Source organism: Actinomyces sp. HPA0247, from assembly GCA_000411415.1.
GTDB lineage: Bacteria > Actinomycetota > Actinomycetes > Actinomycetales > Actinomycetaceae > Pauljensenia.
In genome coordinates this window covers 731,143-756,921 of sequence record KE150450.1, presented here as the reverse complement: position 1 = coordinate 756,921, position 25,779 = coordinate 731,143, and the positions used below count along the sequence as shown (strand labels likewise).

Genomic DNA, 25,779 nt, shown 5'->3' with positions numbered 1-25,779 from the left:
CCGGATCCCCAGCCGCAGCCCGAGCCTCAGCCGCAGCCTGACCCCCAGCCTGCTCCGGATCCCCAGCCTGCTCCGGATCCCCAGCCGCAGCCCGAGCCTCAGCCGCAGCCTGACCCGCAGCCTGCTCCGGATCCCCAGCCTCAGCCTGCTCCCTCGGGCGCCTGGATGCTGGACTCGATCGGCTGGTGGTACCGCAACGCTGACGGCACCTACCCGGCGAATACCTCGATGGTGATCGACGGACGCACCTACCGCTTCGATGGACGCGGCTACATGCGCACTGGTTGGGTCATGGACGGCGGTGCCTGGTACTACCACGATGGCTCCGGCGCGCAGCTCACCGGCTGGCAGATCGTCCGCGGTTCCTGGTACTACCTGGGTGACAACGGCGCGATGCGCACCGGTTGGGTCATGGACGGCGGCACCTGGTACTACCTCCACGGTTCCGGTGCGATGGCCACCGGTTGGATCAACCTGGGCGGCACGTGGTACTACCTGCACGGCTCGGGCGCGATGCTCACCGGCTGGCAGATGATCGGCGGTTCCTGGTACTTCCTGGGTGACAACGGCGCGATGCGCACCGGTTGGGTCATGGACGGCGGCTCCTGGTACTACCTGCACGGCTCCGGTGCGATGGCCACCGGTTGGATCAACCTGGGCGGCGCCTGGTACTACCTGTCTCCCTCGGGAGCCATGGTGACGGGCACGCACACCATCAACGGCCGCAGCTACACCTTCAACGCCTCGGGTGTGTGGATCCCGTGATCTGATCGAGGCCTCGCCGACAGGTAACAGTCCGGGCCCGGGAACGCAGCAACGCGCTCCCGGGCCCGGCTTCTCGTTAGACGCTTCAGCTCCGCTTCACGTAACAATAAGCAATACCGTGATTGTCAGTCGTGCTATGTGCGGTATTTTGTGAGGAGACGGCTGGTACACCGATGTACCGGATGCCACCGGCACGCCGTCCCCCCACACATTTGGAGAAGGCTTATGTCAACGAAGAAACCGGCTGCCCTCCTCGCCTTCGTCGGCGCCTGCGCGCTCGCGGTCACCGGGCCGGCCACCCTGGCCTCGCCCCTGTCCGCGGGCCCGTCCGGCGCCCGCGATGGCGCAGCGGCGTCCCTGCCTGCGGGCGATATTGATACGGCGCTGACCTCGAAGAGCGGGCAGTCTGCGCCCGCCTCGAGTGCCGGCGATGAGGATCCGGCGCGCGTCGTCGGCGTCATCGTCCAGCTCGAGGACGGCGCATCCCGCGAGGGCGCGATCAACGAGATCAACCGGGCTGTGGCCGCTCAATTCCCCGGGGCCTCGGCCCAGGTCGAGCGCGAGTATGACAACGTCCTGACGGGCTTCGCCCTCAAGGCTCCCGCAGGTGCGCTCGACGCGATCCGTCGCGCCCCGGGCGTGCACGCAGCGTTCCTCGAGCGCGAGGGGCACGTGAACGACGGCGCGACCCTCGACTCAGAGGGAGGCCTTGAGGCAGCGCGCAACGGTGGGCAGGACCCCGCCAACCTGAGCGCCCAGCTGATGATGCGCACCGACCAGGTCGCGCAGAAGGGCGAGGGTAAGGTCATCGCCGTCATCGACACGGGCGTCGACACGACCCACCAGGCGTTCACGGGCGAGCTTGCGGGAACGCCTCCGCTCACCCCGCAGAAGGTTGCCGCGCTGACTTCGCAGCTGGGCGAGGGCAAGACCGGCGTCTACATCTCGCAGAAGTTCCCCTTCGCATACGACTACGCGGACGGTGACAACGACGCATCGCCGCGCGAGGGAGGCTCCGGCTTCCACGGCACCCACGTCGCCGGCATCGCCGCGGGCAATGCCGACAAGATCGTCGGCACCGCCCCCAACGCGCAGGTGATCGTCGCGAAGGTGACGCGCAGCGAGGACGACGCGCTGCTGGACTCGGCGCTGCTCGCCTCCCTCGACGACATGCTGGTCCTGCACCCCGACGTCATCAACCTGTCGCTCGGCTGGACGGCCGGCATGGATAACGAGGCCGACACGGTCTACGCGACCGTGTACAAGAAGCTCCAGGACGCGGGTATTACCGTCAACGCGGCCGCGGGCAACGCCTTCTCCACCGGGTATGGCAACAACTCCGGCAAGGGCCTGCCCTACGCCTCGGACCCCGACTCCTCGGTCATTGACGAGCCCGCGACCTACTCCTCCGTGGTCGCCGTCGCCTCCGTCGAGAACGCCCTCATCCGCAACGCCTTTACCGTCAACGGGAAGGACATCGGCTACCAGCGCTCGCGCGGCATGAATGGCGAGAAGGTCGCCTACTTCTCGGACCTGCCCGCCGGCACCTACGAGTACGTGGACGCCGGGTTCGCCTCCGAGGAGGACGTCGCCGCCCTCAAGGAGAAGTACCCGGACGGCCTCGCCGGCAAGATCGCCCTGGTCTCGCGCGGCAAGATGACCTACCAGAAGAAGGTCGAGAACCTCTACGACCTGCATCCGGCCGGCATCCTCGTCTACAACAACGTGTCCGTCGGCTCGCTCATCATCATGAACCTGACGACGCAGGACCTGCCCGCCGCGTTCATCTCCCAGGCGGACGGCCAGGCCATGCTGGACGCCCCCGAGCACAAGCTCTCCATCGCCGAGGGGCAGGTCCTGCCGCAGTCCTCCATCTACGAGGCCTCGGAGTTCTCCTCGTGGGGCGTGTCCCCGGACCTGCGTCTCAAGCCTGAGATCGTGGCGCCTGGTGGCAACGTTTTCTCATCGATACCGAACGGTGCGTACGAGCAGACCTCGGGCACCTCGATGGCCACGCCCCAGATGGCTGGCATCAGCGCGATCGTCCTGCAGCGTGTCCAGTCTGATCCGTTGTTTGCGTCGATGAGCGCGCGCCAGCAGGCTGATGTGGTGCAGAACCTCATCATTGGCACCGCCCGCCCGCTGACCGATGCGGCTCAGACGTCGGGTGCTCTCTATTCCCCGCGCAAGCAGGGTGCGGGCCTGGTGGACGCCCTGGCGGCCACGACCTCGTCGGTGTACCCGACCGTGGTGGGTGCGCCCGAGCAGTCCCGGCCCAAGGCGGACCTGGGGGATGGCACGAAGGGCTGGCATTTCGATGTCACGCTGCATAACCTGTCCGGCACGGCTGCGACGTACGAGTTGAGTTCTCAGGCTCTGTCGGAGATCGTTGATGGTGGTTTCTTCACGGAGCATTCCTCGGATTGGCGAGGCCATGGCGTGGAGATCACCTACTCCGGTGCCGCTTCTGCGTCGGCTGAGGGTGCGACGGTGACGGTTCCGGCGAGCGGCGAGGCCACGGTCGGCATCGACGTCACGCCCGGCAGCGAGTTCGCCTCCTACGTTGCGGACAATACGCCCAACGGCACGTTCTTGGATGGTTTCGTGCGCTTCGCGTCGAAGACGGACGGTCAGCCTGACCTCGCCGTGCCTTACCTGGGCTTCTACGGCGACTGGGGCAAGGCACCCATCTTCGACGCGCTCGCCTCTGTGGGCGGGGCGCACACCCGGGCCTCGGATATCGTCAACGGACAGACCGGCGCCTCCCTCGGCTACAACCCGCTCGTCAAGGTGGCCGACCGCACCGGCAACCCGAATCCGCAGCGCTACGTGATCTCGCGGTCCACGGCCTCGGGCGCCCCGACGATCCTCGAACCGCGCACGGGCACGCTGCGCAGCGTCCATACGCTGACCAGCACCTACACGAACCAGGCCGGGGAGACGGTCTTCTCCGTGACCAACCACCAGAACTGGAAGTCCGTCTACCTGACCAGCACCGAGGAGAACACCTGGGTCGAGGCCTACCACGAGTCCACCGCCTTCGATGCGAACGCGGAGAAGTTTGCGCAGATGCCCGACGGTGCCTACACGCTGCGGATCGCCGCATCCAACGACGGTCCGTCGTCTGCCCGGCAGTCGATCTCTTACAACTTCCGCCTCGACACGAAGGCCCCGGTCATCTCCGATCTGGTGTACTCCGGCAAGGATGAGGGCTTCGTCGTGACCTTCGACGTTACCGACGACTCGCCGCTGGCGGCCGTCGACCTGCACGACCCGGCCGACGGCCTGTGGTTCTACCGCCATGTCTTCACCGAAGATGAAGGCAGTGTGGGAGCCGACGGCCGGTACACGTACCACGTCGAGATCCCGCTCAGTGTCATCGAGCAGGCGTGGACCGACCAGGGCGGCACCGGCGGCGTCATCGCCAACCCCTACATCCTCGCGTGGGACTACGGCCTCAACCCCTCCGAGGTCTTCCCGATCAACCTGCCCAGCGGCAACCCGGGCACACCCAGCCCGTGCGTGAACCCCGAGGGCGGTCACTGGGTGAAGGATAGCGTCGGCTGGTGGTACGCCTGCGCCGATGGGGCCAGCTACCTCAAGGGCGGCTGGTTCACCATCAACGGCCGCGACTACCAGTTCGGGCCGTCGGGCTACATGGCGACCGGCTTCCTCAAGCGCATGAACGGCCAGTGGGTTTACGCCGACTCCGACGGCGCCCTCGTGAGCGGTTGGGTGAAGGATGGCGGCCAGTGGTACTACCTCGACCCCGCCTCTCACGTCATGGCGACCGGATGGGTGGCCGACCGCGGCTCCTGGTACTACCTCACCGGCAACGGTGCGATGGCCATCGGGTGGGTGAATGACGGCGGTACCTGGTACTTCCTGAACGCCTCCGGAAAGATGGCGACCGGCTGGGTCAAGGATCGGGGCACCTGGTACTACCTGGCACCCTCCGGTGCGATGCTGACGGGCACGCACGTGATCAACGGGCGCACCTACATGTTTGACGATTCTGGCGCCTGGGTGCGATAAGCGCCGAGCTTCCTGAATCTGTCAACATTCCCTTCCGGGCCCGAGAACGTTGTTGTGTAAGCGTTCTCGGGCCCGGAATCCGTTACTGAGTAAAATAATCGTCAGGTGTTTCTCTAGGTGAAACAAAGCTTGTCACAAGACTTGTCTGCGGTTATGTTGATGATGGCGGCCAATAGACGCGGTCCTCTCCTCGTTCTTACGCGACCGCCTGTCAACACATTGGAGTAGGTAGATGACAACGAAGAAACCAGCGACGCTCCTCGCGCTGGCCGGCACCGCGGCACTCGTGGTTGCTGGCCCCGCGACCCTCGCATCCCCGCCCACCGGCGCGGACAGCCAACCCGACGCGGGCGCCACGGCCTCGTCCCTGCCCGTCGGTAACGTCGATACCGCGCTCACCTCGAAGAGCGGGCAGACCACCCAGACCGATCAGGCCCAGTCGACCGACGAGGTGGACCCCGCCTCCGTCGTGAGCATCGTCGTCCAGCTCGACGACGGCGCCGACCGCGCGGCCGCTCTCGCCTCCATCAACGAGGCCGTCGCCGGCGCATTCCCCGGCGCCTCCGCCCAGGTGGAGCGCGAGTACGACAACGCCCTGAAGGGCTTCGCGCTCAACGCCCCCGCCGGCTCCCTCGACGCGATCCGCGCGGTGAGCGGCGTCAAGGCCGCGTTCCTCGACCGCGAGACCCACGTTGAAGGCGCCGACGACCAGGTCGCTGGCGAGGGTGCGACGAACTCCGCCCGCACCGCCGCCCAGGACCCCGCCAACCTTAGCCCCCAGCTGATGATGCACGCCGACCAGATCACCCAGAAGGGTGAGGGCAAGGTCGTCGCCGTCATCGACACCGGCGTGGACATGACGCACCCGGCGTTCGCGGGCGCCCTGCACGGAACCCCCGCGCTCTCAGCGGACAAGGTCGCATCCCTGACCCCCCAGCTGGGTGACGGAAAGACCGGCACCTACGTGTCGGAAAAGTTCCCCTTCGCCTACGACTACGCGGATAACGACCCCGACCCCTCGCCGACCGGCGAAGCCGGATCGCACGGCACGCACGTCGCCGGCATCACCGCGGGCAACGCGGGAGAAATCGTCGGCATTGCGCCCGACGCCCAGATCATCGTCGCCAAGGTCGCCCGTAGCAGCAACGGCGGCATCCCGGACTCGGCGCTGCTCGCTGCACTCGACGACATGGTGATCCTGCACCCCGACGTCGTGAACCTGTCCCTCGGACAGACCGGCGGCATGGACAACGAAGCCGACTCCATGTACGCCACCGTCTTCAAGAACCTGCAGGCCGCGGGCGTCACCGTGAACGCGGCCGCGGGCAACGAGTACACCGCCGGATACGGCAACCTGTCCGGCAAGAACCTGCCCTACGCGTCGGACCCCGACTCCTCGGTCCTGTGCGAGCCGGCGTCCTACTCCTCCGTCGTGTCCGTGGCCTCGGTCGATAACTCGCTGGCGCACAGCGCCTTCAGTGTCGGCGACCGCGACATCCCCTACCAGCGCGCTGGTGGCGCCGACGGTCAGAAGATGCCCGACCTGTCCGACCTGACCGGCGGCCCCTTCGAGTACGTCGACGGCGGCATCGGTTCGCCCGAGGACGGTGCTGCGCTCAAGGCCAAGTACCCCGAGGGCCTCGCCGGCAAGATCGTGCTGGTCAAGCGTGGCTCCCTCACCTTCCAGGACAAGTTCAACAACATCGCAGGCTCCAAGCCCGCCGGTTTCATCGTCTACAACAACGTGCCCGGTGACTCGCTCGTCGTCATGAGCCTGGCGACCGACGGCGTGCCCGCCGCGTTCATCTCGCAGGCGGACGGCGAGGCCATGCTGGCCGCCGCCGACCACCACATGAACGTCGCCCCCGGCAAGGTCGTCCCCCCCAGCACGAAGTACTCCATGTCGAGCTTCTCCTCCTGGGGCGTCACCCCCGACCTGCGCCTCAAGCCCGAGGTCAGCGCCCCCGGCGGCAACATCTACTCGTCCGTGCCCGGCGGCAACTACGAGTTCATGTCCGGCACGTCCATGGCCACCCCGCAGATGGCGGGCGTCAGCGCCGTTGTCCTGGAGCGCGTCCAGAACGATCCGCTGTTCGCGTCCATGAGCGCGAGCCAAAAGGTTGACGTCGTCCAGAACCTCATCATGGGCACGGCGGCCCCCATCGCCGACCCGCTTGAAGACTCCGGCGCCCCGTACTCCCCGCGCAAGCAGGGCTCGGGTCTGACGAACGTCCTGGCTGCCACGACCTCGTCCGTGTACCCGACCGTGGTGGGCGCCCCCGAGCAGTCCCGCCCCAAGGCCGACCTGGGCGATGGCACTAAGGGATGGCACTTCGACGTCACGCTGCACAACCTCTCCGGCGCCGAGGCCACCTACGCCCTGAACACGCAGGCGCTCTCCGAGATCGTTGACGGCGGGTTCTTCACCGGACACACCTCCGACTGGCGCGGCAAGGGCGTGGACATCGCCTACTCCGGCGCGGCCGTGAGCGGCACCGGCGAGGGCGCGACCATCACCGTCCCCGCGAACGGCGAGGCGACCGTGGGCGTGGATGTCACGCCTCGCGCCGCGTTCGACTCCTACGTCGCACAGAACACGCCCAACGGCACCTTCCTCGACGGTTTCGTGCGCTTCACCTCGAAGACTGACGGACAGCCTGACCTGACCGTGCCCTACCTGGGCTTCTACGGCGACTGGGGCAAGGCTCCCATCTTCGACGCGCTCGCCTCGCAGGATGGCGCCCACACGCTCGCCTCCTGGGTCTACAACGGCACCACGGGCCAGCAGCTGGGATACAACCCCCTGGTCAAGGACGCCGATCGTATCGGACTGCCCAACCCGAGCCAGAACATCATCTCCCGCTCGGACGCCTCGGGCGCTCCCACGGTTCTCCAGCCCCGCACCGGCACGCTGCGTAGCGTCCACACGGTCAACGCCGCGTACACGAACGCCGACGGGGAGAAGGTCGCGTCCTTCACGCGATTCATGAACTGGAAGTCCGCGGTGGATTCCTCCACCGGCAAGATGACGTGGCTCGAGCAGGGACACGATCCGATGTCCTTGGATGCGCGCGCCGACGCATACAAGAACCTGCCTGATGGCCAGTACAAGCTGACGCTCTCCGCGCACAACGACGGCCCCTCGCAGGCCGAGCAGTCGATCTCCTATGAGTTCCGCATCGACACGGTCGCGCCCGTCGTCTCCAACCTGGAGTACAAGGGTGAGGGTGCCGACACCGTCCTGTCCTTCGACGTGACGGATGCGTCGCCGCTGGCCGCGATCGACCTGCACGACCCGGCCGACGGCCTGTGGTTCTACCGCCACATCTTCACCGACAACGAGGCAACCATCGCGGCTGACGGCTCGCGCGCCTACCACGTCGAGATCCCCTTCAAGGACATCAACTCCGCGTGGACCGACCAGGGTGGCTCCGGCAACGTCATCGCCCACCCGTACCTGCTGGCATGGGACTACGGCCTCAACCACTCCGAGGCCGCGACCCTCAACCTGCCCAGCGACAACACGGGCACGACCGACGCCTGCACAAGCACCGACGGCGGCCACTGGGTGAAGGATGGCGCCGGCTGGTGGTACGCCTGCGCTGACGGCGCGAGCTACCTGAAGAACGGCTGGTTCACGATCAACGGTTCGGACTACCTGTTCGGCCCCTCCGGTTACATGGCGACCGGCTTCCTTAAGCGCGCCGACGGCCAGTGGGTCTACGCGAACGAGTCCGGCGCCCTCGTGGGTGGCTGGGTGAATGATGCCGGCTCCTGGTACTACCTCGACCCCACCACGAAGGTCATGGCCACCGGTTGGGTCGTCGACGGCGGCTCCTGGTACTACCTCACCGGCAACGGTGCGATGGCTACCGGCTGGGTGAATGACGGCGGTTCCTGGTACTACCTGACGGCCTCCGGAAAGATGGCGACCGGTTGGGTCAACGTGGGTGGTTCCTGGTACTACCTGGCACCCTCCGGTGCCATGCTCACCGGCACGCAGGTCATCAATGGACGCACCTACGTGTTCGACGCGAACGGAGTCTGGGTGCACTGATGTGCGCGCTGTTCTGAATCGCTGATTCACTGATTCTCGATTCACGAGGCCGGGGCCCGGGAACGCTCACTGCGAGCGCTCCCGGGCCCTCTATCTGCGCTATGTTGGAGGCGTCAGCGCGACAGCGCACGCCCGCAGCAAGGAGCAGATAACCATGAAGAAACCAGCCGTTTTTCTGGCCGGAGTGGGCACGTGCGCGCTTGCGGTTGCCAGCTGTTCCACCGCGACGTCGCCGACGCCCGCGCCGCAGTCCGGCGCTCCCGCAGACTCCTCCCAGTCCGCTCCGGGGGCCACGGCCTCGTCGAGTGTCGACCCCGATACCGCGCTGACCTCAAAGAACGGGCAAAGCGGACCGAGCGCGCAATCCGGCAGCCAGGACGCCGACACCACCGTCGTCGTGATCGTCCAGCTCGCGGAAGGCGCCGACGGGGAGGCGACCCTCACCTCGATTAACGAGGCCGTGGCCGCGTCCTTCCCGGGCGCGTCCGTGACCGTGGAGCGCGAGTATCGCAACGCGCTGCGCGGCTACGCCCTGCGCGTGCCCGCCGGTTCGCTGGAGACGATCCGCGCGGTCAGCGGCGTCCAGGCGGCATACCCGGACGGCAACAACAGCCTCCAGTAAGCGAACGGTCGGCTGCCTCGTGCCGGAGTGAGGCAGGTGGGGTGCGCTCTCTTGCGCATAGATGGGATCCAGGACTTGGGGTGAGAGTATTTCTAATTACTTCAAATTAAGATAATATTAGAAGTAATTTGAAATAAGCGTGAACGGAGCAGTCATGAAGAAGCCGACCCCTCCGCCCTGTCGCCTGGCTGAACTCTATGACAGTGTTCTCAATAGCCTCAGGGATATGGATGAGGATCATCGTTCGTCTGTTATTCGCGCGCTAGCTGGCGGACTTGATGATCCGGAGTATCGGCCGTGGGAGTATTACTTCCGGGCCGAGCCGGTGCCCGAGGGACTCACCCGCGAGGCCTGGTGGTGCGCGGTTCGCAGTGCTCGAGCGACCACTGCTAGACCGACGCCCTTCACGATGAAGGACGCAACACCCTTGACCTTTAATCTGCCCGATGTGCTGTTGAGCCTGAATGAGGATATTACCGCTCAGGCGCGAGGTCAGGTCGAGCTCCCCGGGGAGGTAGCAACGGAGGCTGCGCGAGACAGATACCTCATCAACTCCCTGTACGAGGAGGCGATCACATCCTCCCAGATGGAGGGAGCCTCCACGTCGAGGCGCGATGCGAAAAAGATGCTCCGGGAGGGGAGGCGCCCGCAGACGCGGTCGGAGCGGATGATCCGAAACAATTTTCTCGCCCTCGAATTTGTGCGGGGGCGTCTCACGGATAAGCTCACTCCAGAGTTTATCTGTGAGGTTCATCGGATCGTGACTGAGGGGACGCTCGATGATCCTGGCGATGCTGGCCGCCTCCAGCGGGAGGGGGAGGGCAGGGTTCGCATCTACGGGACGGAAAGCGAGGAGCAGCCGCTCCATGTTCCGCCGTCCGCATCGGAGCTGCCCGAGCGCCTGGAGCGTCTGTGTTCCTTCGTGAATGGTGAAGGTGAGTATGCGACGCAATATGTGCCGCCCCTCGTCAGGGCGCTCATTGTTCACTTCATGATGGGATACGACCACTACTTCGTTGATGGTAACGGTCGCACGGCCCGCGTCATTGCGCAGTGGGTGATGCTGCGTGAGGGCTTCTTTCTGATGGACTTTGTTCCGGTGTCCCGACTACTGCATAGAGCGCCCGCACAGTACGCTCGCTCATTCCTTGAAGTCGAGCAGGATGAGGGCGACCTTACCTACTTCCTGATCTGGCATGCGCGGATAATTCTGCGTGGAATCCGCGAGCTGCACGATTATCTGGCAAAGAAATCCAAGGAGCTGGATCAGGTGAAGCATCGCCTGCGCGCCACGACACTCACGAACCGTCAGATCGGCGTCATCGAAGAAGCCTTGCGTGATCCCATGATGACAGTGACAGCAGCGGCGCATGCCAACAAATACAGGGTCACTCCTCAGACTGCGCACGCCGACCTGCGTGGACTCGAGGATGAGGGCTATTTGAGACGTGTTCGGCGCGGCCGGAGCTTCGAGTGGTATCCGGTGTCAGATCTTCAGCGTCGGGTTGATTGTGCCCTTGAAGGGGACGGTGACTGACAAGAGGGGAGGGGTCCGAGGGTTGCCGCGATGCGGTGGCAGTCGTCAGGGTACGACTGTGGATATGTTCGTCGAGAAGGCATTGCTTCCATTTACTTCAAATTTAGCCTTAATTTGAAGTAAATGGATAGTGTGACGGATCCGCGCGCGTCTGTCCGTGCCCTAGATCATGTCCTTCTTTTCCATGTACTTCATGGCCAGCCAGCCGAAGGGGATACGGCCGTAGAAGGTGACGAGACGGTAGAGCAGGGCTGTCGCGATCGCAACCGACGAGGAGATGCCCGCAACCGTCAGGCCCGAGGTCAGCGCCGTTTCGACGGTACCGATACCACCCGGCGACGGGATGAAGGAGCCGGCCGCGTTCGCCGTCAGGTAGGTGATCGACACCGTGGAGAAGTTCAGCGAACCGCCCATGGCGAGCAGCGCCGTCCAGAACGCGCCCACGTAGCCGATGTTCATCAGCAGGTTGCCGCCCACGACCGCAGCGAGGCGACGCGGCTGGCCGATGATCCACAGGAGGCGCGGGTATACCTGCTGCCAGGTCGGCTGAATCTTCGACCAGATCCAGCGGCGCACCTTCGGCACCGCGACGATGACGCCGACCGCGACCATCACGACCGCGACGACACCCAGGATGGTGCCGTAGGGGACCGATACGGACAGTGACGACCCGGCGATCACCATGACGATCAGCAGCAGGATGATCGTGATGAGCGCCTGCGAGATCTGCATGAGGGTCACGGTCGTCACCGCCATCGCGGTGGGAACGCGACGCTTGCGCAGGTAGCGCAGGTTGAGGGCCGCGGGTCCCACGCCGGCGGGTGCCACGATCGTAATGATCGAGGCCGCGACCTGGGCGATGAGAGTCTCTCGCAGGCTCAGCTTCTCAGGCGACAGGGCAACAAGCGGGACCGCGGACCCGACCCAGATGAGGCAGGCGAGCACCGCGGAAGCGAGCATCCACCACGGGTTCGCGCTCTTGACCGTGGTCACGATGTCGCTGAAGTTCAGCGAACCCACGACGATGAAGACCGCGATGAACGCCACCGCGATTGTGAAGATCGTGCGCGGGCGGAAGCGCTGCAGGTCAGCCGTCGGCGCTGTCTCCGCCTCGGAGTCGCCCACGAGGGCCGCGCGCAGCTCGCTCAGCAGATCGGAACGGCGCAGGCGCTGGTTGATGGATGCGGGAAGAACGGGCTTCTGGATGACGGGGGCGCACGCGATCAGCGTCTCCTCCCCGACGCAGCGCCGTCCGGCCTCGAGCGCGCGCTCAGGCCCCACGGCCAGGGCCGTGAGAACCAGCATCTGCGCGATGTCGATCGACTGGTTCAGCTCGGTCGTCGCAACCTCGCCGGAATCCCAGTCGAGGAGCCACACGTCCGAGGATGAGTCGACGACCACGGCCTCGGGAGTGAGGGCGCGGTGCGAAATGCCGCGCGCGTGCGCGAAGTGCAGCTGCTCCCACGCGCGGTCCAAGACCTCGTCCGTCGCAGCCTCGCCGAGCTCCGTCAGCGGGGTCGTCGGCGGCAGTGCGGACATGACCAGAATGATCGAGTCGGAGGCCGAGGCGATGCCGATCGGCTCCTGCGTGAATACGCCCGCACGCAGCGCCTGCAGGGTTGTGAACGAGGAGCGCTCGGCCTGCGCCTTGAGCGAGGGGGAGACCCACCGGCTGATGCCGCGCAGCCGCAGGTTGTTCCACATTTCGAGGAGGGTGCCGGTCAGCTCCTGGCCGGGATCCATGGCGATGAGCTCGTAGGCGAGGCCCGTGTCGCTCCACGCCTGGTAGTGGCGGTAGTGATCCTGGCCCGGGTGGCGCGTGACCGTGACGCCCATGTCGCCCAGGTCGGCGGGCATCTGTGTCAGGCGGCCGCGCGAGTCTTCGGCGACGGCCCAGGTCGCCAGGGGTTCTTCGGTGGTGTCGAGGTCGGTGCGCACGATCCGCGAGGGTGTGATGCCGATGCCGAGGAGGGCCTCGACGAGTTTTGCGCCCTTGGCCCTCTGGTCGTCGTAGCCCATGATCCACCGCGAGCCCGAGCCGAACGCGCGGCCCAGGAAGACGGAGATGAAGGCGACGGGCAGCGTCATGGAGGAGCGCAGCACGCCCAGGATGAGGATGATCCACAGGCCGGTCCAGCCCCACTTAATGGCCTTCATCGACTGGGCCTCACCCGCGGAGGTGAACAGGGCGCACAGGGTGACGATGACCAGGTTGATCGCAATTGCGATACCGGTTTGGGAGCCTTGGGTGGCGAGCGCGCGGTCCACGCTCAGCGGCGCGGTCAGTTCCGAGGGGAGCAGTCCCGTCAGCAGGATGATGATCCAGCCGCCGACTGCCGCGACGAGGCTCGTGACCAGGACCTGGATGATCGCCTGGAGGCGTCTGCGTAGCGCGAGCGAGACGATCACGAGGATCGGCGTGGTCAAAATGATGAGGCCCTCGGTGATGCTCACCGGCAGGATGAGGATCTTGCGGACCAGCTGGAAGCTGAGGACGTCCATGGTGACGCCGCGCGTGGTCGCGCTGGCGAGCGCGCCGATCGTCCAGATGAAGAAAATCGCGATGAGGGAGATGACGACGTCGACGGCGTCCTCGCGGCGGCGTCGCACGCTCGTGATGCGGTCGGCGATGTAGACGGGGCGGGGCAGGCGCATGCGGCGCACCGGCAGGTTCGCGGCGATCTCGCCGGTGGCTGGGGAGGGGGTCTTCTCCGCCTCCTCGGACGCGCTCGCGGGGGTGGTTGCGTCTTCCTCGGCGCCGTGCACATCCTCGGTGTTGGTGGTGTCCGTGGCTACGGGCGTGGACGAGGCCGGGGCGGGCTCGTGCGTGTCGGCGGCGCTATCGGAATCGGTGGTGGCGGGCGGGGGAGGCACTGTGACGCCGCTGTCGGCGATCATCGACGAGGCCGGGGTGCCCTGGTCGGAATCTGCGTGGCTGGGAGGAATGCTGGGGGGCATGGTGACCGGGGCGGTGGTCGCGTTCGGCACGACGACGGGCGCCATGACCTCCGTGCGTGCCTCCGATGCGGGCACCTCGGGGGGTGGCGGTGGCGCGGGCTGAGCCCCTGCCTCGTCGATCATTCCCATGAGGGCGTCGACCCCGTTCTCTGCGGAATCGTCAGATGATGATGGGACGAAGAGGAGGTTTGTGTCAGCGACCGGCGAGCCGTCGTGTGAATCCTTGCGCTTCCTCATGTTGCCTATCCTATAATCGCGGTCAACAAAGGTAGGGTTAGGGTGATACATTCCCGGCAGAAAAGGGCCCTATCGTGACCTGGTCGACACTCGTGACCGCATCAGATCCGTCGATGCTGCACACCGTTATCGAGTGGTTTAAAAATCCCGAGACCCTGCTCGTCGCCATGGGACCGTGGGTGCTGTGGGGAACGATGCTCATCGTTCTCATCGAGTCCGGTGTCCTGTTCCCGGTCCTGCCCGGCGAGTCCCTGCTGTTCACCGCGGGCCTGCTCCACGACCGCCTCGGCCTGCACCTGCCGACCCTGATCCTCCTCGTCGTCGTCGCAGCTTTCATCGGCGCGCAAATCGGCTACTTCCTGGGCGCCAAGTGGGGACGGCGCTTCTTCAAGCCGGACGCCCGAATCCTCAAGACGGAGCACCTGGAGAAGGCGGAGCACTACTTCACGAACTACGGAGGCCGGTCGCTGGTCATCGGCCGTTTTATTCCCTTCGTGCGCACGTTCATCCCGATCGCCGCGGGCATGGCCCGCTACCCCTACGCGAAGTTCCTGGTCTTCAACACGCTCGGTTCTGTCATCTGGGGCGCGGGCTTCATCCTCGTGGGTGCGCTCCTGGGCAACGTTCCCTTCGTGCACGACAACCTGACGCTCATCCTCGGCGTCATCATCCTCGCGTCGGTCCTGCCCGTCATCATCGAGATGATCGGTAAGCGCCGCGCCGCATCCGAGGAGGAGTAAGCCGTGCTGGCCTGGTGGATGCTGCTTCCGACCCTGCTGGCCATGATGGTCGCCCTGGTGCTGCCGGGCTTCATGTGGCTGCGGGCCGGGGGGCGCTCGTCGCTCGTCGCGATCGGTGCGGCACCCGCGTTCACCTTCGGCCTCGTCACGGCCCTGTCAGCGGCCTACCCGGCCCTCGACATTGAGTGGGAACCCTCCACCGCCCTGCCAGTCCTCGGCCTGAGCGCCATCGGTGGCGCCGCCGCGTGGGCGTTGAGCTTCTTCCACCGCAGTAACGGCGGTTTCTCACTGCGGGGAGTTCCCCTGCGCGAGGCCATCGGCGTACGCGTTCCCATCGGCGGCGCGCAGGCTGCGGTCCGCGCCTCCACGTGGGGAGCGATCCTCGTCGGCTTCCTCGTGGCCGCGTGGCCGCTTCTTGCGGGCGCGGACCCGGCCAACCCCGTCCAGCAGTGGGACCCGACGTTCCACCAAAACGGCGTGCACGCGATCCTGTACGGAAAGGATGCGAGCCCCTTCGGTGGCCTCCACGAGCTCTACGGCGGCAGGAGCGTCTACTACCCCACGGGCTGGCACGCTTTCGTCGCGCTTTTTGCGCGCTACGACTCGGTTGTCCAGACCGCCAACGTCTCCTCGCTGGCACTCATGGCCGTGTGGGTGATCGGCCTGGCAGCGCTCGTCTCGGTGCTCACCGCCTCGCGCAGCGCTCTCCTCGCCGCGCCGGTCATCGGCGGCATGCTGCTCAACATGCCGGCCGACGCGCTCACCATGTACAACCAGTGGCCCAACTCGACCGGCACCGCGCTGGTTCCCGGGCTCGCCGCGGCCGCGATCGTCGTCGGTCGACGCTTTACCACGGATCTGCGCGCCGGAGACGGGGTACGCGCGTTCATGCGCCGCATCCCCCAGGGTGTTTTCCTGCTGATCGGCGCCCTCGGCCTCGTCGGCGCCCACCCGAGCGCCGCCTTCTCCCTCCTCGCCCTCCTCATCGCCCCGCTCCTGGCGTCGATTCTCTCCTTCGCCCGCCGGGCCTACGAGCGCGATGGCCGAGGCCAGCTCGCCGCCCTCGCGTGGGGTGCCCTCGCGCTCGCCGTCGTCGCGGCCCCGCTCCTCGCGCTGTCGTCGTCGAAGATCCAGGCGATGGGCAAGTACCCGCGCAACGGAAACGGCTGGGGCGAGGCCTTCGCCCACGCGTTCCTGCCCTACCCGCCCTTCACGAGCACTCCCAGCACCACCTACTGGACCCTCATCCAGCTGCTCCTCCTCATCGCCGGCATCGCCGCGACCGCCCGCCTGCACACGCTCTGGCGCCGCCCCGACCCCCTCGAGCGCGCCGCCGAACAGGCCGGACTCACGCAGGAGACGGGCGCGGACGAGGGAGCCCCGGCCTCGTCCGACGAGGAAGAAGCGCTGCCCCTGCCGTGCTGGCCGATCGTCTCCTACCTGATCCTTGCGGGCCTGACCGGCCTCGCCTACGCGCCCGACTCGGCGCTGCGCACGTACCTGCTGGCCCCCTGGTACAAGGACGCCCGCCGCATCATGGGCGTCGAAGACATTGCGCTGACGGTCCTCATGGCCGTCGGCACCGCTGCGATCATCCACGCTCTGCACGCCGCGTGGACCAGGTCCCTGCAGCGCATCCTCGCCGAACGCGGCGTCGACGAGGAGATCGAAGCGCCGCGCTGGCCGATCCAGGTGGGCGTCGGACTCCTCATCCTCGTCCTGTCCGGCTTCGGCGCAATCGACGCGCGAAACACCGCGGTCGCCTACGTGTACGACCCCGCGCACCTGGGCAAACCCGGCATGGCCACCACCGGCGAACTCGCCATGCTGCGCCGCATGAAGTACACGACCGCACCCAACGCGCTCATCCTCGGCGACCCAATCGCGGGCGCCGCCTACTCCGAGATGCTCGGCGGACGCAAGGCCGTCTTCCCGCAGCTGAGCACAGTCAACGCGGACGGCGCCTCGCAGAAGGTCCTCACCCAGCACTTCCACGACATCGCGACCGACCCCGAGGTGTGCGAGGTCGTGCGCAAGCTCGGCATCACGCACTTCTACGAGGAAGAAGACGGCGCCTACTACAACTTCATGCGCTCCGCCCGTAACCCGGGTCTCTACGGCGTCGACACGTCCACCGGGTTCGAGCTCGTCGACGCGGGCGGCACCGCGAAACTGTGGAAGATCACCGCGTGCGGCGACATCACCCCCGGCGGCGGACGCGACGCCTTCGCGACCGGCGTCCCCGGGGGCGGTAGCTGAGGCCCGAACCGCTTGCCTGGGGGTGTGCGTGACCTGCCTCCCGGGGGCGTGCCTATTCCCGGGCGTGCCTATTCCCGGGCGTGCTCGCACGAGGTCCGCGCGCCCCTCGAATCCCGCGCGATTGGCCACAATGCGCCCCCGGCGCTGAAACGAGGGCGCACCGCGCGCGATGCTCTCGTTACCCTTGACACCATGACGACGAACATTCCCGGCCCCGCGCCCCTCGGTGACAAGCTTCGTATCGCCTTCCTCGGCCCCTTCGGCACCTTTACCGAACAGGCCGTCCACCAGGTCGCCCCCGCCGGAGCCGTCCTCATGCCCATGACGAGCGCCCCCCAGGCGCTCGCGGCGGTGCGCCGCGGCGAGGCCGACCGGGCCGTCGTCCCGATCGAAAACTCCATCGAGGGCGGTGTCAACGCGACGCTGGATTCCCTCTCGCACGGCGACCCCCTCGTCATCGTCGCCGAGATGCACGTGCACGTCGTCTTCCAGCTGGCCGTCCTGCCGGGCACGCGCCCCGAGGATATCCGCCGCATCGGCACTCACCCGCACGCGTGGGCGCAGTGCCGCGGATGGGTCGAAGAGACCTTCCCGGGCGCGATTCACGTGCCCGCGACGTCGACGGCTGCCGCCGCCGAGCTGCTCTCCGACGGCGACGCCTCCTTCGATGCTGCCCTGTGCAACGCGGTCTCCGTCAACACCTACGGCCTTGAGGCCCTGTTCACCGACGTCGCCGACAATCCGGGCGCGATCACCCGCTTCGTCCTGGTGGCCCGCCCCGGCGTGGTGCCCCCGCCGACCGGCGCGGATAAGACGACCATCCAGGTGGCCCTGCCAGTCAACGAGTCGGGTGCGCTGCTGACCCTCCTTGAGCAGTTCTCGGCGCGCGGCGTCGACCTGTCGCGCATTGAGTCGCGCCCGAGCGGGGACGGCCTCGGCAACTACACGTTCAGCATCGACATCGTCGGCCACATTCGCGAGGAGCGCGTCCAGGCGGCCCTCGTGGGCCTGCACCGCTATTCGCCGGAGGTGCGTTTCATGGGCTCCTACCCGCGCGTCGACGGCGTGCGCGCGGCGGTTACTCCGGGCACCACGGACGAGGCCTTCCGCGCGGGCCGCGCGTGGGTCGCGGATCTGCTGCACGGCGGGGATGGCACGGGCGAGGCTGTTGGCAGCGCGCCGTCGTGGCCGCTGGCCTGACGCGTCAGGTTTCTTGATGTTTTGCGGGCCCACATCGCGGCGCACCTCGATACCTTGTGTACTATCGTCGGGATTCAACCCGTTTTGGGGAGATTCAACCTGATCGGGAAGATTCAACCCGATCAGAAGGGGTTGAATCTTCCCGATCGGGTGTAACACCTCATCGGTCACAAGCGTCATCGTGGCACTTGCTGCCGACAACGTCCCTGCCGGCGTTCAAAAGGGCGCAGATCCTGCAGCGCTGCACTAGATGCAGCAGCAATGCACTAGTTGTGGGGGCATTGCACTGCTTCCTATCTAGTGGAATGCCACGCGAAGTAGTGCAATGCTGCGCTCAGTAGTGCACTGCTACTTGACAACAGGCTCGTGCGCGGCACGCATCGCGTAAGGAAGCGGGCTCAGCTCGGCAGCAGCTCCATCCACGTGCGCTCAGCGGGAACGGCGATGTCGAGGGCACCCGCCTGCATGCGAACGTGCATGGTGTGGGCGACGCCGATTGCGTCCCCGTCCACCTGGCACACCTGGGCTTCCTTGCTTGTCACTGATGCGCCCTTCGCTTGGCGGAAGGCGACCGTGCCCGTCGCGACGGGCAGGTTCACGGGGCGAAGCCCGATCAGCTGGCCGAGCATCTTCCATGTCACGTCCGCCCATCCGAGCAGACCAGCCTGCGCGTCGACGGCGATCACGTCGATGAGGCCGTCCGACAGATTCGCGTCGGGTGCCAGGATGAGCATCTTCATCTCGCCGGCGTTGGCGAACATGACGGATCGCGCCTCGACCTCGGTGACCTCGTCCGCGACGTCCCCGGCCTCGTGGATGACGGAACCGGAGATCTGGTCGCCGATCCCGAGGGGGTCCGGCGCGGCTGCGGCGGGGGAACGCAGGGTCAGGCGGGCCTTCATGCGCGGGGCGCCCATCGCCCCCAGGCCCGCCCACACGTAGGCGATCCACCCGATGCGCTTCTTCAGCTCGGGATCCGTGTCGGCCATGGTCTCGCCGTCGTAGCCCATTCCCGCGACGACGAGGCACGCGTACTCGTCTGCGCGCGGCTCGTTCGACGAGGCCGGGGCAGCCTCGTCCTGAAGAGTGTCCTCGGGGTGCAGCGCGGCGTGCGCGGCGAGGCGGAGGCCACCTTCGGCGGGCTGATCGGATTCCTGCGTGGCGTCTTCGACGCGCACCCAGGCCAGGTCGACGGCGCGGTGATTGCGGTCGAGTGCGATGGCGAGGGCCTGCGCGGGGTTGTCGGGGATAGACAGGTTGCCGGCCAGGACGTTGCCCGTGCCCACGGGGATGATGCCCATGCGTACGCCGGATCCGGCCATGCCGGCCGCGACGGCGCGGACGGTTCCGTCTCCGCCCGCGGCGATGACGACAGTGGCACCCTCCTCAAGGGCGCGCACGGCCTGGCCGGTGCCTGGGTCCTCGCGGGTGGTTTCGCGCCAGTGCACGTGGTCGATGCCCAGTTCCTTGGCCTTGCGGTTGATGCGGTCTTTGAAGGCCTGGGGATCCTCGTGCTTGGAGGGATTCATGATGATCCAGGGACGCGGCCGTCCGCGCGTGGGGTCGTCCACGGAGGCGGGGACTTCGAGGGCTTGGCGGCGGCGGTGCCGACGGCTGAGGGCGGTTGCTAGGCGCGCGACGCCGATCGCTCCGGCTCCGGCGACCGCGGCGAGTACCCAGGGTGTTGCGTCCATATCCACAAGCGTAGCCTGCGGGTGCCCTGTGGACGGGTTGTGAAGTGGCTTTTCGTTGTACTTCGTGTCATAAGCGCCTGCCTGGTGTGCACCCAGCATCATCTTGTCCACACGGTTATGCACCAAAGGTGGATAACTTTCAGGCTTTTGAGGATAACAGGCATGTGGTTTGTGCATAACCTTGACCTGGTGTGTTGAATTCATAGCTGGCCCGATATGGGACACGGGATGCCACCTGGCATAGGATGGGATGCATGATTGATGTGCGTGCCCTGCGTGAAAACCCCGAACCCGCCCGCGCCTCCCAGCGCGCCCGCGGAGCCAACCCCGGCCTCGTCGATGAAATCATCGAGGCCGACGCCGCCCGTCGCGAGGCCCTCCAGGCCTTCGAGACGCTGCGAGCCACCCAGAAAGAGGTCTCTAAGTCCGTGGGTCGCGCCTCCAAGGAGGAGCGTCCGGCGATCCTGGCCAAGGCCAAGGAGCTCGCCGAGCAGGTGAAGGCCGCCGAGGCCGCCGCGAACGCTGCCGACGCCGAGGCCGACCGCCTCGCCCGCCTCCTGCCGAACCTCGTTCTCGACGGTGTGCCCGTCGGCGGTGAGGATGACTTCGTGGTCCTGCGCCACGAGGGACCCGCCCCTCGCGACTTCGCGGCCGAGGGCTTCGAGCCCCAGGATCACCTCGCGCTGGGTGAGGGCCTGGACGCGATCGACACCAAGCGCGGCGCGAAGGTCTCCGGCGCCCGCTTCTACTACCTCAAGGGCATCGGCGCCCGCCTCGAGCTGGCCATCATGACGATGGCGATGGATCAGGCGCTGGCCAACGGCTTCGTGCCGATGATGACCCCGACGCTGGTCACCCCGCAGATTATGGGCGGCACCGGCTTCCTCAACGAGCACTCCGACGAGATCTACTACCTGCCCGCCGACGACCTGTACCTGACGGGCACGTCCGAGGTGGCCCTCGCCGGCTACCACGCCGACGAGATCCTCGACCTGAGCGCCGGCCCCAAGCGCTACATGGGCTGGTCCACCTGCTACCGCCGCGAGGCCGGCTCTGCGGGCAAGGACACGCGCGGTATCATCCGCGTCCACCAGTTCAACAAGGCTGAAATGTTCAGCTACTGCCGCCCCGAGGACGCCGCCGCTGAGCACGAGCGCTTCCTCGCGTGGGAAGAGGAGATGCTGGCCAAGGTCGAGCTGCCCTACCGCGTCATCGACACGGCCGCCGGCGACCTGGGAACCTCGGCCGCCCGCAAGTTCGACTGCGAGGCGTGGCTGCCCACCCAGGAGCGCTACATGGAGGTCACCTCGACCTCGAACTGCACGACCTTCCAGGCGCGCCGCCTCGGCATTCGCGAGCGCCGCGAGGATGGCATGGCCGCGGTCGCCACGCTCAACGGCACGCTGGCCACGACCCGCTGGATCGTCGCCTTCCTGGAGAACCACCAGCAGGCGGACGGCTCGATCTACGTGCCCGAGGCCCTGCGCCCCTACCTGGGTGGACTCGAGGTCCTGACCCCGGTCGCTCGATGAGCCAAGAGCGCTTCCTGACGGTCCCCTCCACCGGGGAAGTCGCTCGCCCCTTCGAGGTTCTCCTCGACGAGGCCTCGGCCGCCCTGCCCGCCGACTTTCCGACGTCGGCGGGCCAGGCGCTGGTCGCGCTCGACATCGACGGCACGATCCTGACCCCCGCGGGGGCGACGCCGCGCGTCCTGGAGGGGATCCACGGCCTCGCCGCCGCGGGCGCGCACGTGCTCATCGCGTCGGGACGTGCGCTCGAGGGCGTCATCCCGGTCCTGGGGGCCCTCGACTTCACGGACGGGTGGGCGCTGTGTAATAACGGCGCGACGCTCGTGCGCGTGAGCGGCGGGAAGTGCGAGATCGTCGAGGAGCGCACCTTCGTTCCGGGGGCATGCCTGGAGGAGATTGCCTCTGCGATTCCGGGTGCCGTGTTCGCGTCGATGCCGCACCCCGACATCCTGCTGTCCGCCCCGTTCCCGAACAACGAGATCGAGGGCATCGAGCATCGCATCGTGTCGATGGAGGAGCTGGCCTCCACGCCGACCCCGAAGATCGTCGTGCGCGCCGCCGACGTGGATCGCGAGGAGTTTGATCGGATCCTGTCGTCCTTGGACGTGTCGCGCACACACGAGGTGTTCGTCGGCTGGACGTCGTGGGCGGACATCGAGCCGCTCGGCGTGACCAAGGCGACCGGGCTGGAGTCGCTGCGTGCGCGACTGGGCGTTCCCGCGTCTGGAACCGTCGCCGTGGGGGACGGCACGAACGACATTGCGATGATTGAGTGGGCGGCCTTCGGCGTCGCCATGGGTGGTGCCTCCGAGGAGGTGCGCGCCCACGCCAATCACGTGACGGCCGCCGTCGAAAACGATGGTGCCGCCGCCGTCATGCACGCGATCATGCGCCGCTGCGGGGTCGGCGGCCGCTGAGCTACTTCTCCTTCGGGGGAGATACCAGCAGATCGATGAACCATGGCATAGCAGAGGAAGGATTGGGTTCTTTTTCGTTGGGGGTAAGGCCTGGCCACGCTTTGCGCGCCCGTTCTATGGCTGCTTCGTAGTTGGCGTGGGGGAACTGGGTAGTGAGAGCCTTCTCGTCCGTCACTTTGGCGCGGTGAGCAAGATTGACGCAACCCCGTGATTCGATGTACCCCGTTTGATTTTGCGTGTGCCAGAGGAGCCAGAGCTCAAAGCAAGGGTTGGAGACGATAGCGTCAACTTCAGATGAATTTCTGCAACTAGTCAATACTTCATCGAGTCTCTGGTGTTGGTCAACATCGACGATAAGGATTGCATGGTCGAAATCGTCTTTTCGCAGTGCTTTATTGCATTCCTTGAGCACTCGTGACGGTTCTCCGCCGATGGCGTGAATTTTGATTGTCGCGTGCTTAGGGCGAATCTGTTGGTATAGAAGCTCCAGGTACTGCCGTTCGGTGACGAGACCTTCGGTAAATACTGCGTAGCGGATCTTCACATTCTTAGGATTACGTGTTTTGCGTGTACCGGGCCGTCCCATGAGGTCTCACCGTATTTCCTCGGTGTTTCTGTTCAGTAGGTTGTGAATCAGGGAGGGCGCTGTGTAAGGCACGCCTCCGAACTGCCCCTCCAGGTATTGTTTGACGATATTGCTGCCCTTCTGGAGTGTGAAGTCATCAAGGTTAAAGAGCTCGCTTGCTCCGTTGCTGCCCTTCTCAACGAACCACACTTGCTCGCGCTTGGCTCTGCTGCCACGGCCCGCATCGAGCAGGGTCATATCGTGGCTGGTGAAGATGAGCTGTGCGCCTGTTGTGTTTACCTCAGGGGCATCGAACCAGTCGATGATGAGGCGGGAAAGTTGAGGATGAAGGCTTGAACCAAGTTCGTCAACAACAAGTACACAGCCTTTTCGTAGGGCATTAACGACAGCTGTCCCGAGTGCGAGCCATGCCATGGTGCCGGTTGATTCATCGGAGCTTCTGAGTCTTCCGCTGCTTTCTCCGTGCCGAAATAGGAGGTTGCGTGCAATGTAGTTGCTGATGTCTTCTACTTCGTCTGACGAGCTATCACTAGCCTGTTCCTGACTGTCGTCGGAGGCAGGCGCCAGCATCTGGGCGACTAGCTGGGCGAACCGCGGGGGAATTGCGTGTTCCTCCACCTCGACATGCGTGATGCCTGTGTCTGCGATTTGCGCGAGGGTAACGAGGGCGCTGAGGTTTAAACTCCGTTCTTTCAGTTGTCGAGCGATGCGATCAATGCGTGCGTTAACTTCCCCGTCTCCGACGTGATAAAGGTCGAATCCACGCATGAGAGCTTCCCAGATTGGCGTTACTGATGCATGGTTGAACTGGGCGGCGCGGGAAAGTGCGAGTTCGCGTCTCGCAACTCGAGTGATCCCCTTCAGGCCCTTCACACGCCCGTCAGTGTTGCGGGAGTACACTTCTTTCCATCGAGTACTCACGACATGCAGTGACTCTTCGGTGATGCCGTCACTGTCCGTCGCAAAGCGATAGTCGTACCGTTGCCCGGAGTAGATGAACTCGAGTTCAAAGGTAGCGGGAGCTGTCATCTGTTCCGGGATAAGCGCAAAGGGGGCTCGAGGGAACTGTGGCTCATCGAGCCACGATGTTGCCGAGGAGCCGATGACTCCAAGCATGTAATGGAGCGCATCGAGAACGTTAGTCTTGCCGGAAGCGTTTGCGCCGTAGATGCCGTCAACGTGGTGGATGTGGTCGGTCCACTCTGTGCCCTTGGAGGGGCGGAGCGTCTTGAGTGTGGGCCGTGTCAGGTCGAGGGTGGCCTCATCGCGGAACGACCGATGGTTCTCAAACGTGAATCGTAGGAGATGCATAGGGATATGCTACATCATCGATCCGATTTCGATAAAAGTTATCGAAAATGAAGCGCTCATACCCTAATTGAATTGCGGAGTGATTTCATTGGTGCTGCCTGCAGCCAATCGCCCATGATCGCGAAGGCGCGGTCAAGGTCTCCGATCTGGCAGTGCTGCGCCATGTCCGGGTCCTGCGCGTGGCGGAATGCGCGCACGTCCAGGGACGCCGAGTTTTCCAAGGCCCGGCGCACGTCGCCCAGCCGCTCGAAGGGCACGTACTGATCCGCGTCGCCGGCCAGGACCAGGCACGGCTGAGTGATCCGGCCCTCGAACGGTTTCATCGTGTAGTCGCCAAACGCCCGCAGCACCTCGCTCGGCCTGCTCAGCCCGGTCAGGTGCGAGGCCTGCTGGAGCTTCCACCCCAGGTCCGTGCTGAGTCGTGAGGCCGTGCCCAGCGCGGCGTCGATAAGCCATGCGGGCCTCGGGTTCCCGACGACCGCGTCCGCGATGGGGCGCAGGGGACGAGGCAGTGGCGCCGTCAGGCCGTCCAGGAGCCGGTACATCATGTCGAAGGCGATGACGTGCGTGATGCGCGGGCAGTAGGCGGCCGCGCGCGTGACGAGGTATCCGCCGAAGGACACGCCGAGCGCCGCGGCACTCTCGATGCCGAAATAGTCCAACACCGCGTTCGTCGGGCGCTCCCACTGCGGCTCGAGCGGCATGCCCGCCAGGACCGTGTGCCCCTGGCCTGGCCCATCGAAGGCGATGGTGTCGAATGGGCGGGTGGGGAAGTGGGACGCGAAGTCGATGATCTCCTCCGCGTATCCGTCGAAGCCGTTCATCATGATGAGCGTCGTCGGGGTACCTGCCGGGGCCTGCGCGCGGTCCGTCGGGTCCGCCTCCCACCGCATCGCGGTCAGCTCCCCGTCCCCGAAGGGCACTGCGTGACGGGTGAGTGCGAGGCCTCGGTGGGCCTCGTCGAAGGAGGCCGACATGGCGTCGATGAAGCGCCGCTTACGGGGGTCGTCCGCACCGAGGTAGAAGGCCGCGAGCTCGTAGAGACGCCACGCGGCATCCGCGTCGCCCTCGGAGGAGAAGCGCTCGGCGAGGCCCTGGGCGAGCTCCGTGATCTGGTCTGTTGTTCGAAGCTGGGGGAGTGCGGTGGCCGCGATCGTCTCCATGCCCGCGCGGTCGAGGATCGGTGCGAAGGTCCGGTTGAGCTGCAGGTCGAATTGGCGATTGCCGGTGTATTCGGTGAACATGTCTCGACCGTATCGGCTGCCCGAGTGCGGTGGACTGAACAATAACAAACGGAGTGTTGGATACCGGACAGAGCAACCGCTATACGTA

General features: G+C 66.0%; 14 protein-coding genes and 1 pseudogene. 10 read left to right on the top strand and 5 right to left on the bottom strand.

Annotated features, from left to right (window positions below; genetic code table 11):
* The 5 genes and pseudogenes from HMPREF1478_RS10540 to HMPREF1478_RS03040 form a co-directional block, all read left to right on the top strand.
* A pseudogene (locus tag HMPREF1478_RS10540) lies at positions 1-765 on the top strand (hypothetical protein); the annotation flags it as partial.
* A gap of 225 nt (positions 766-990) precedes the next feature.
* Positions 991-4,800: a S8 family serine peptidase gene (locus HMPREF1478_RS03055; RefSeq protein ID WP_016460615.1), complete on the top strand. Its 3,810-nt coding sequence runs from the start codon at positions 991-993 to the stop codon at positions 4,798-4,800.
* Positions 4,801-5,032: 232 nt separating this feature from the next.
* Positions 5,033-8,857 carry a S8 family serine peptidase gene (locus HMPREF1478_RS03050; protein WP_016460614.1) on the top strand — a complete coding sequence of 1,275 codons (3,825 nt, stop codon included), beginning with the start codon at positions 5,033-5,035 and terminating at the stop codon, positions 8,855-8,857.
* Positions 8,858-9,011: 154 nt separating this feature from the next.
* Positions 9,012-9,479 carry a protease inhibitor I9 family protein gene (locus tag HMPREF1478_RS03045; protein WP_016460613.1) on the top strand — a complete coding sequence of 156 codons (468 nt, stop codon included), beginning with the start codon at positions 9,012-9,014 and terminating at the stop codon, positions 9,477-9,479.
* A gap of 154 nt (positions 9,480-9,633) precedes the next feature.
* Entirely contained in the window at positions 9,634-11,016 is a 1,383-nt protein-coding gene (locus HMPREF1478_RS03040; RefSeq protein ID WP_016460612.1) for a Fic family protein, read from the top strand.
* A 162-nt stretch (positions 11,017-11,178) separates the two neighbouring features.
* Here HMPREF1478_RS03040 and HMPREF1478_RS03035 read toward each other — a convergent pair whose 3' ends face one another.
* Positions 11,179-14,211, bottom strand: a complete 3,033-nt coding sequence (locus HMPREF1478_RS03035; protein ID WP_016460611.1) for a lysylphosphatidylglycerol synthase transmembrane domain-containing protein — start codon at positions 14,209-14,211, stop codon at positions 11,179-11,181.
* A 113-nt stretch (positions 14,212-14,324) separates the two neighbouring features.
* On the opposite strand from HMPREF1478_RS03035, the gene HMPREF1478_RS03030 reads away from it, so the two are divergent.
* The 3 genes from HMPREF1478_RS03030 (at position 14,325) to pheA (ending at position 18,410) form a co-directional block, all read left to right on the top strand.
* Positions 14,325-14,951, top strand: coding sequence for a DedA family protein (locus tag HMPREF1478_RS03030; protein WP_048677730.1), 627 nt, complete (start codon positions 14,325-14,327; stop codon positions 14,949-14,951).
* 3 nt (positions 14,952-14,954) lie between these two features.
* Positions 14,955-17,210, top strand: coding sequence for a DUF6541 family protein (locus tag HMPREF1478_RS03025; RefSeq protein ID WP_016460609.1), 2,256 nt, complete (start codon positions 14,955-14,957; stop codon positions 17,208-17,210).
* A 192-nt stretch (positions 17,211-17,402) separates the two neighbouring features.
* Positions 17,403-18,410, top strand: a complete 1,008-nt coding sequence (pheA, locus tag HMPREF1478_RS03020) for a prephenate dehydratase (RefSeq protein WP_034474867.1) — start codon at positions 17,403-17,405, stop codon at positions 18,408-18,410.
* 398 nt (positions 18,411-18,808) lie between these two features.
* Here the strand turns inward: pheA and HMPREF1478_RS03015 are convergent, their stop codons facing one another.
* Entirely contained in the window at positions 18,809-20,104 is a 1,296-nt protein-coding gene (locus HMPREF1478_RS03015; RefSeq protein WP_034474866.1) for a diacylglycerol/lipid kinase family protein, read from the bottom strand.
* Between the two features lie 254 nt (positions 20,105-20,358).
* Between HMPREF1478_RS03015 and serS the strand changes: the two genes are divergently transcribed.
* Together serS and HMPREF1478_RS03005 are read left to right on the top strand one after the other, a co-directional pair.
* A complete protein-coding gene (serS, locus tag HMPREF1478_RS03010) occupies positions 20,359-21,636 on the top strand; it encodes a serine--tRNA ligase (protein WP_016460606.1) in 1,278 nt (425 codons plus the stop codon).
* Entirely contained in the window at positions 21,633-22,550 is a 918-nt protein-coding gene (locus HMPREF1478_RS03005; RefSeq protein WP_016460605.1) for an HAD-IIB family hydrolase, read from the top strand. Before serS ends, HMPREF1478_RS03005 begins: the two co-directional genes overlap by 4 nt.
* A gap of 1 nt (position 22,551) precedes the next feature.
* Here the strand turns inward: HMPREF1478_RS03005 and HMPREF1478_RS10285 are convergent, their stop codons facing one another.
* The 3 genes from HMPREF1478_RS10285 to HMPREF1478_RS02995 are packed head-to-tail and all read right to left on the bottom strand — an operon-like array spanning position 22,552 to position 25,691.
* Entirely contained in the window at positions 22,552-23,094 is a 543-nt protein-coding gene (locus HMPREF1478_RS10285) for an RloB family protein (protein WP_167507294.1), read from the bottom strand.
* 48 nt (positions 23,095-23,142) lie between these two features.
* Entirely contained in the window at positions 23,143-24,447 is a 1,305-nt protein-coding gene (locus HMPREF1478_RS03000; protein WP_016460603.1) for an AAA family ATPase, read from the bottom strand.
* A 56-nt stretch (positions 24,448-24,503) separates the two neighbouring features.
* On the bottom strand, positions 24,504-25,691 hold the full coding sequence (locus HMPREF1478_RS02995) for an alpha/beta fold hydrolase (protein WP_016460602.1): 1,188 nt from the start codon (positions 25,689-25,691) through the stop codon (positions 24,504-24,506).
* Between the last annotated feature and the right edge of the window lie 88 nt (positions 25,692-25,779).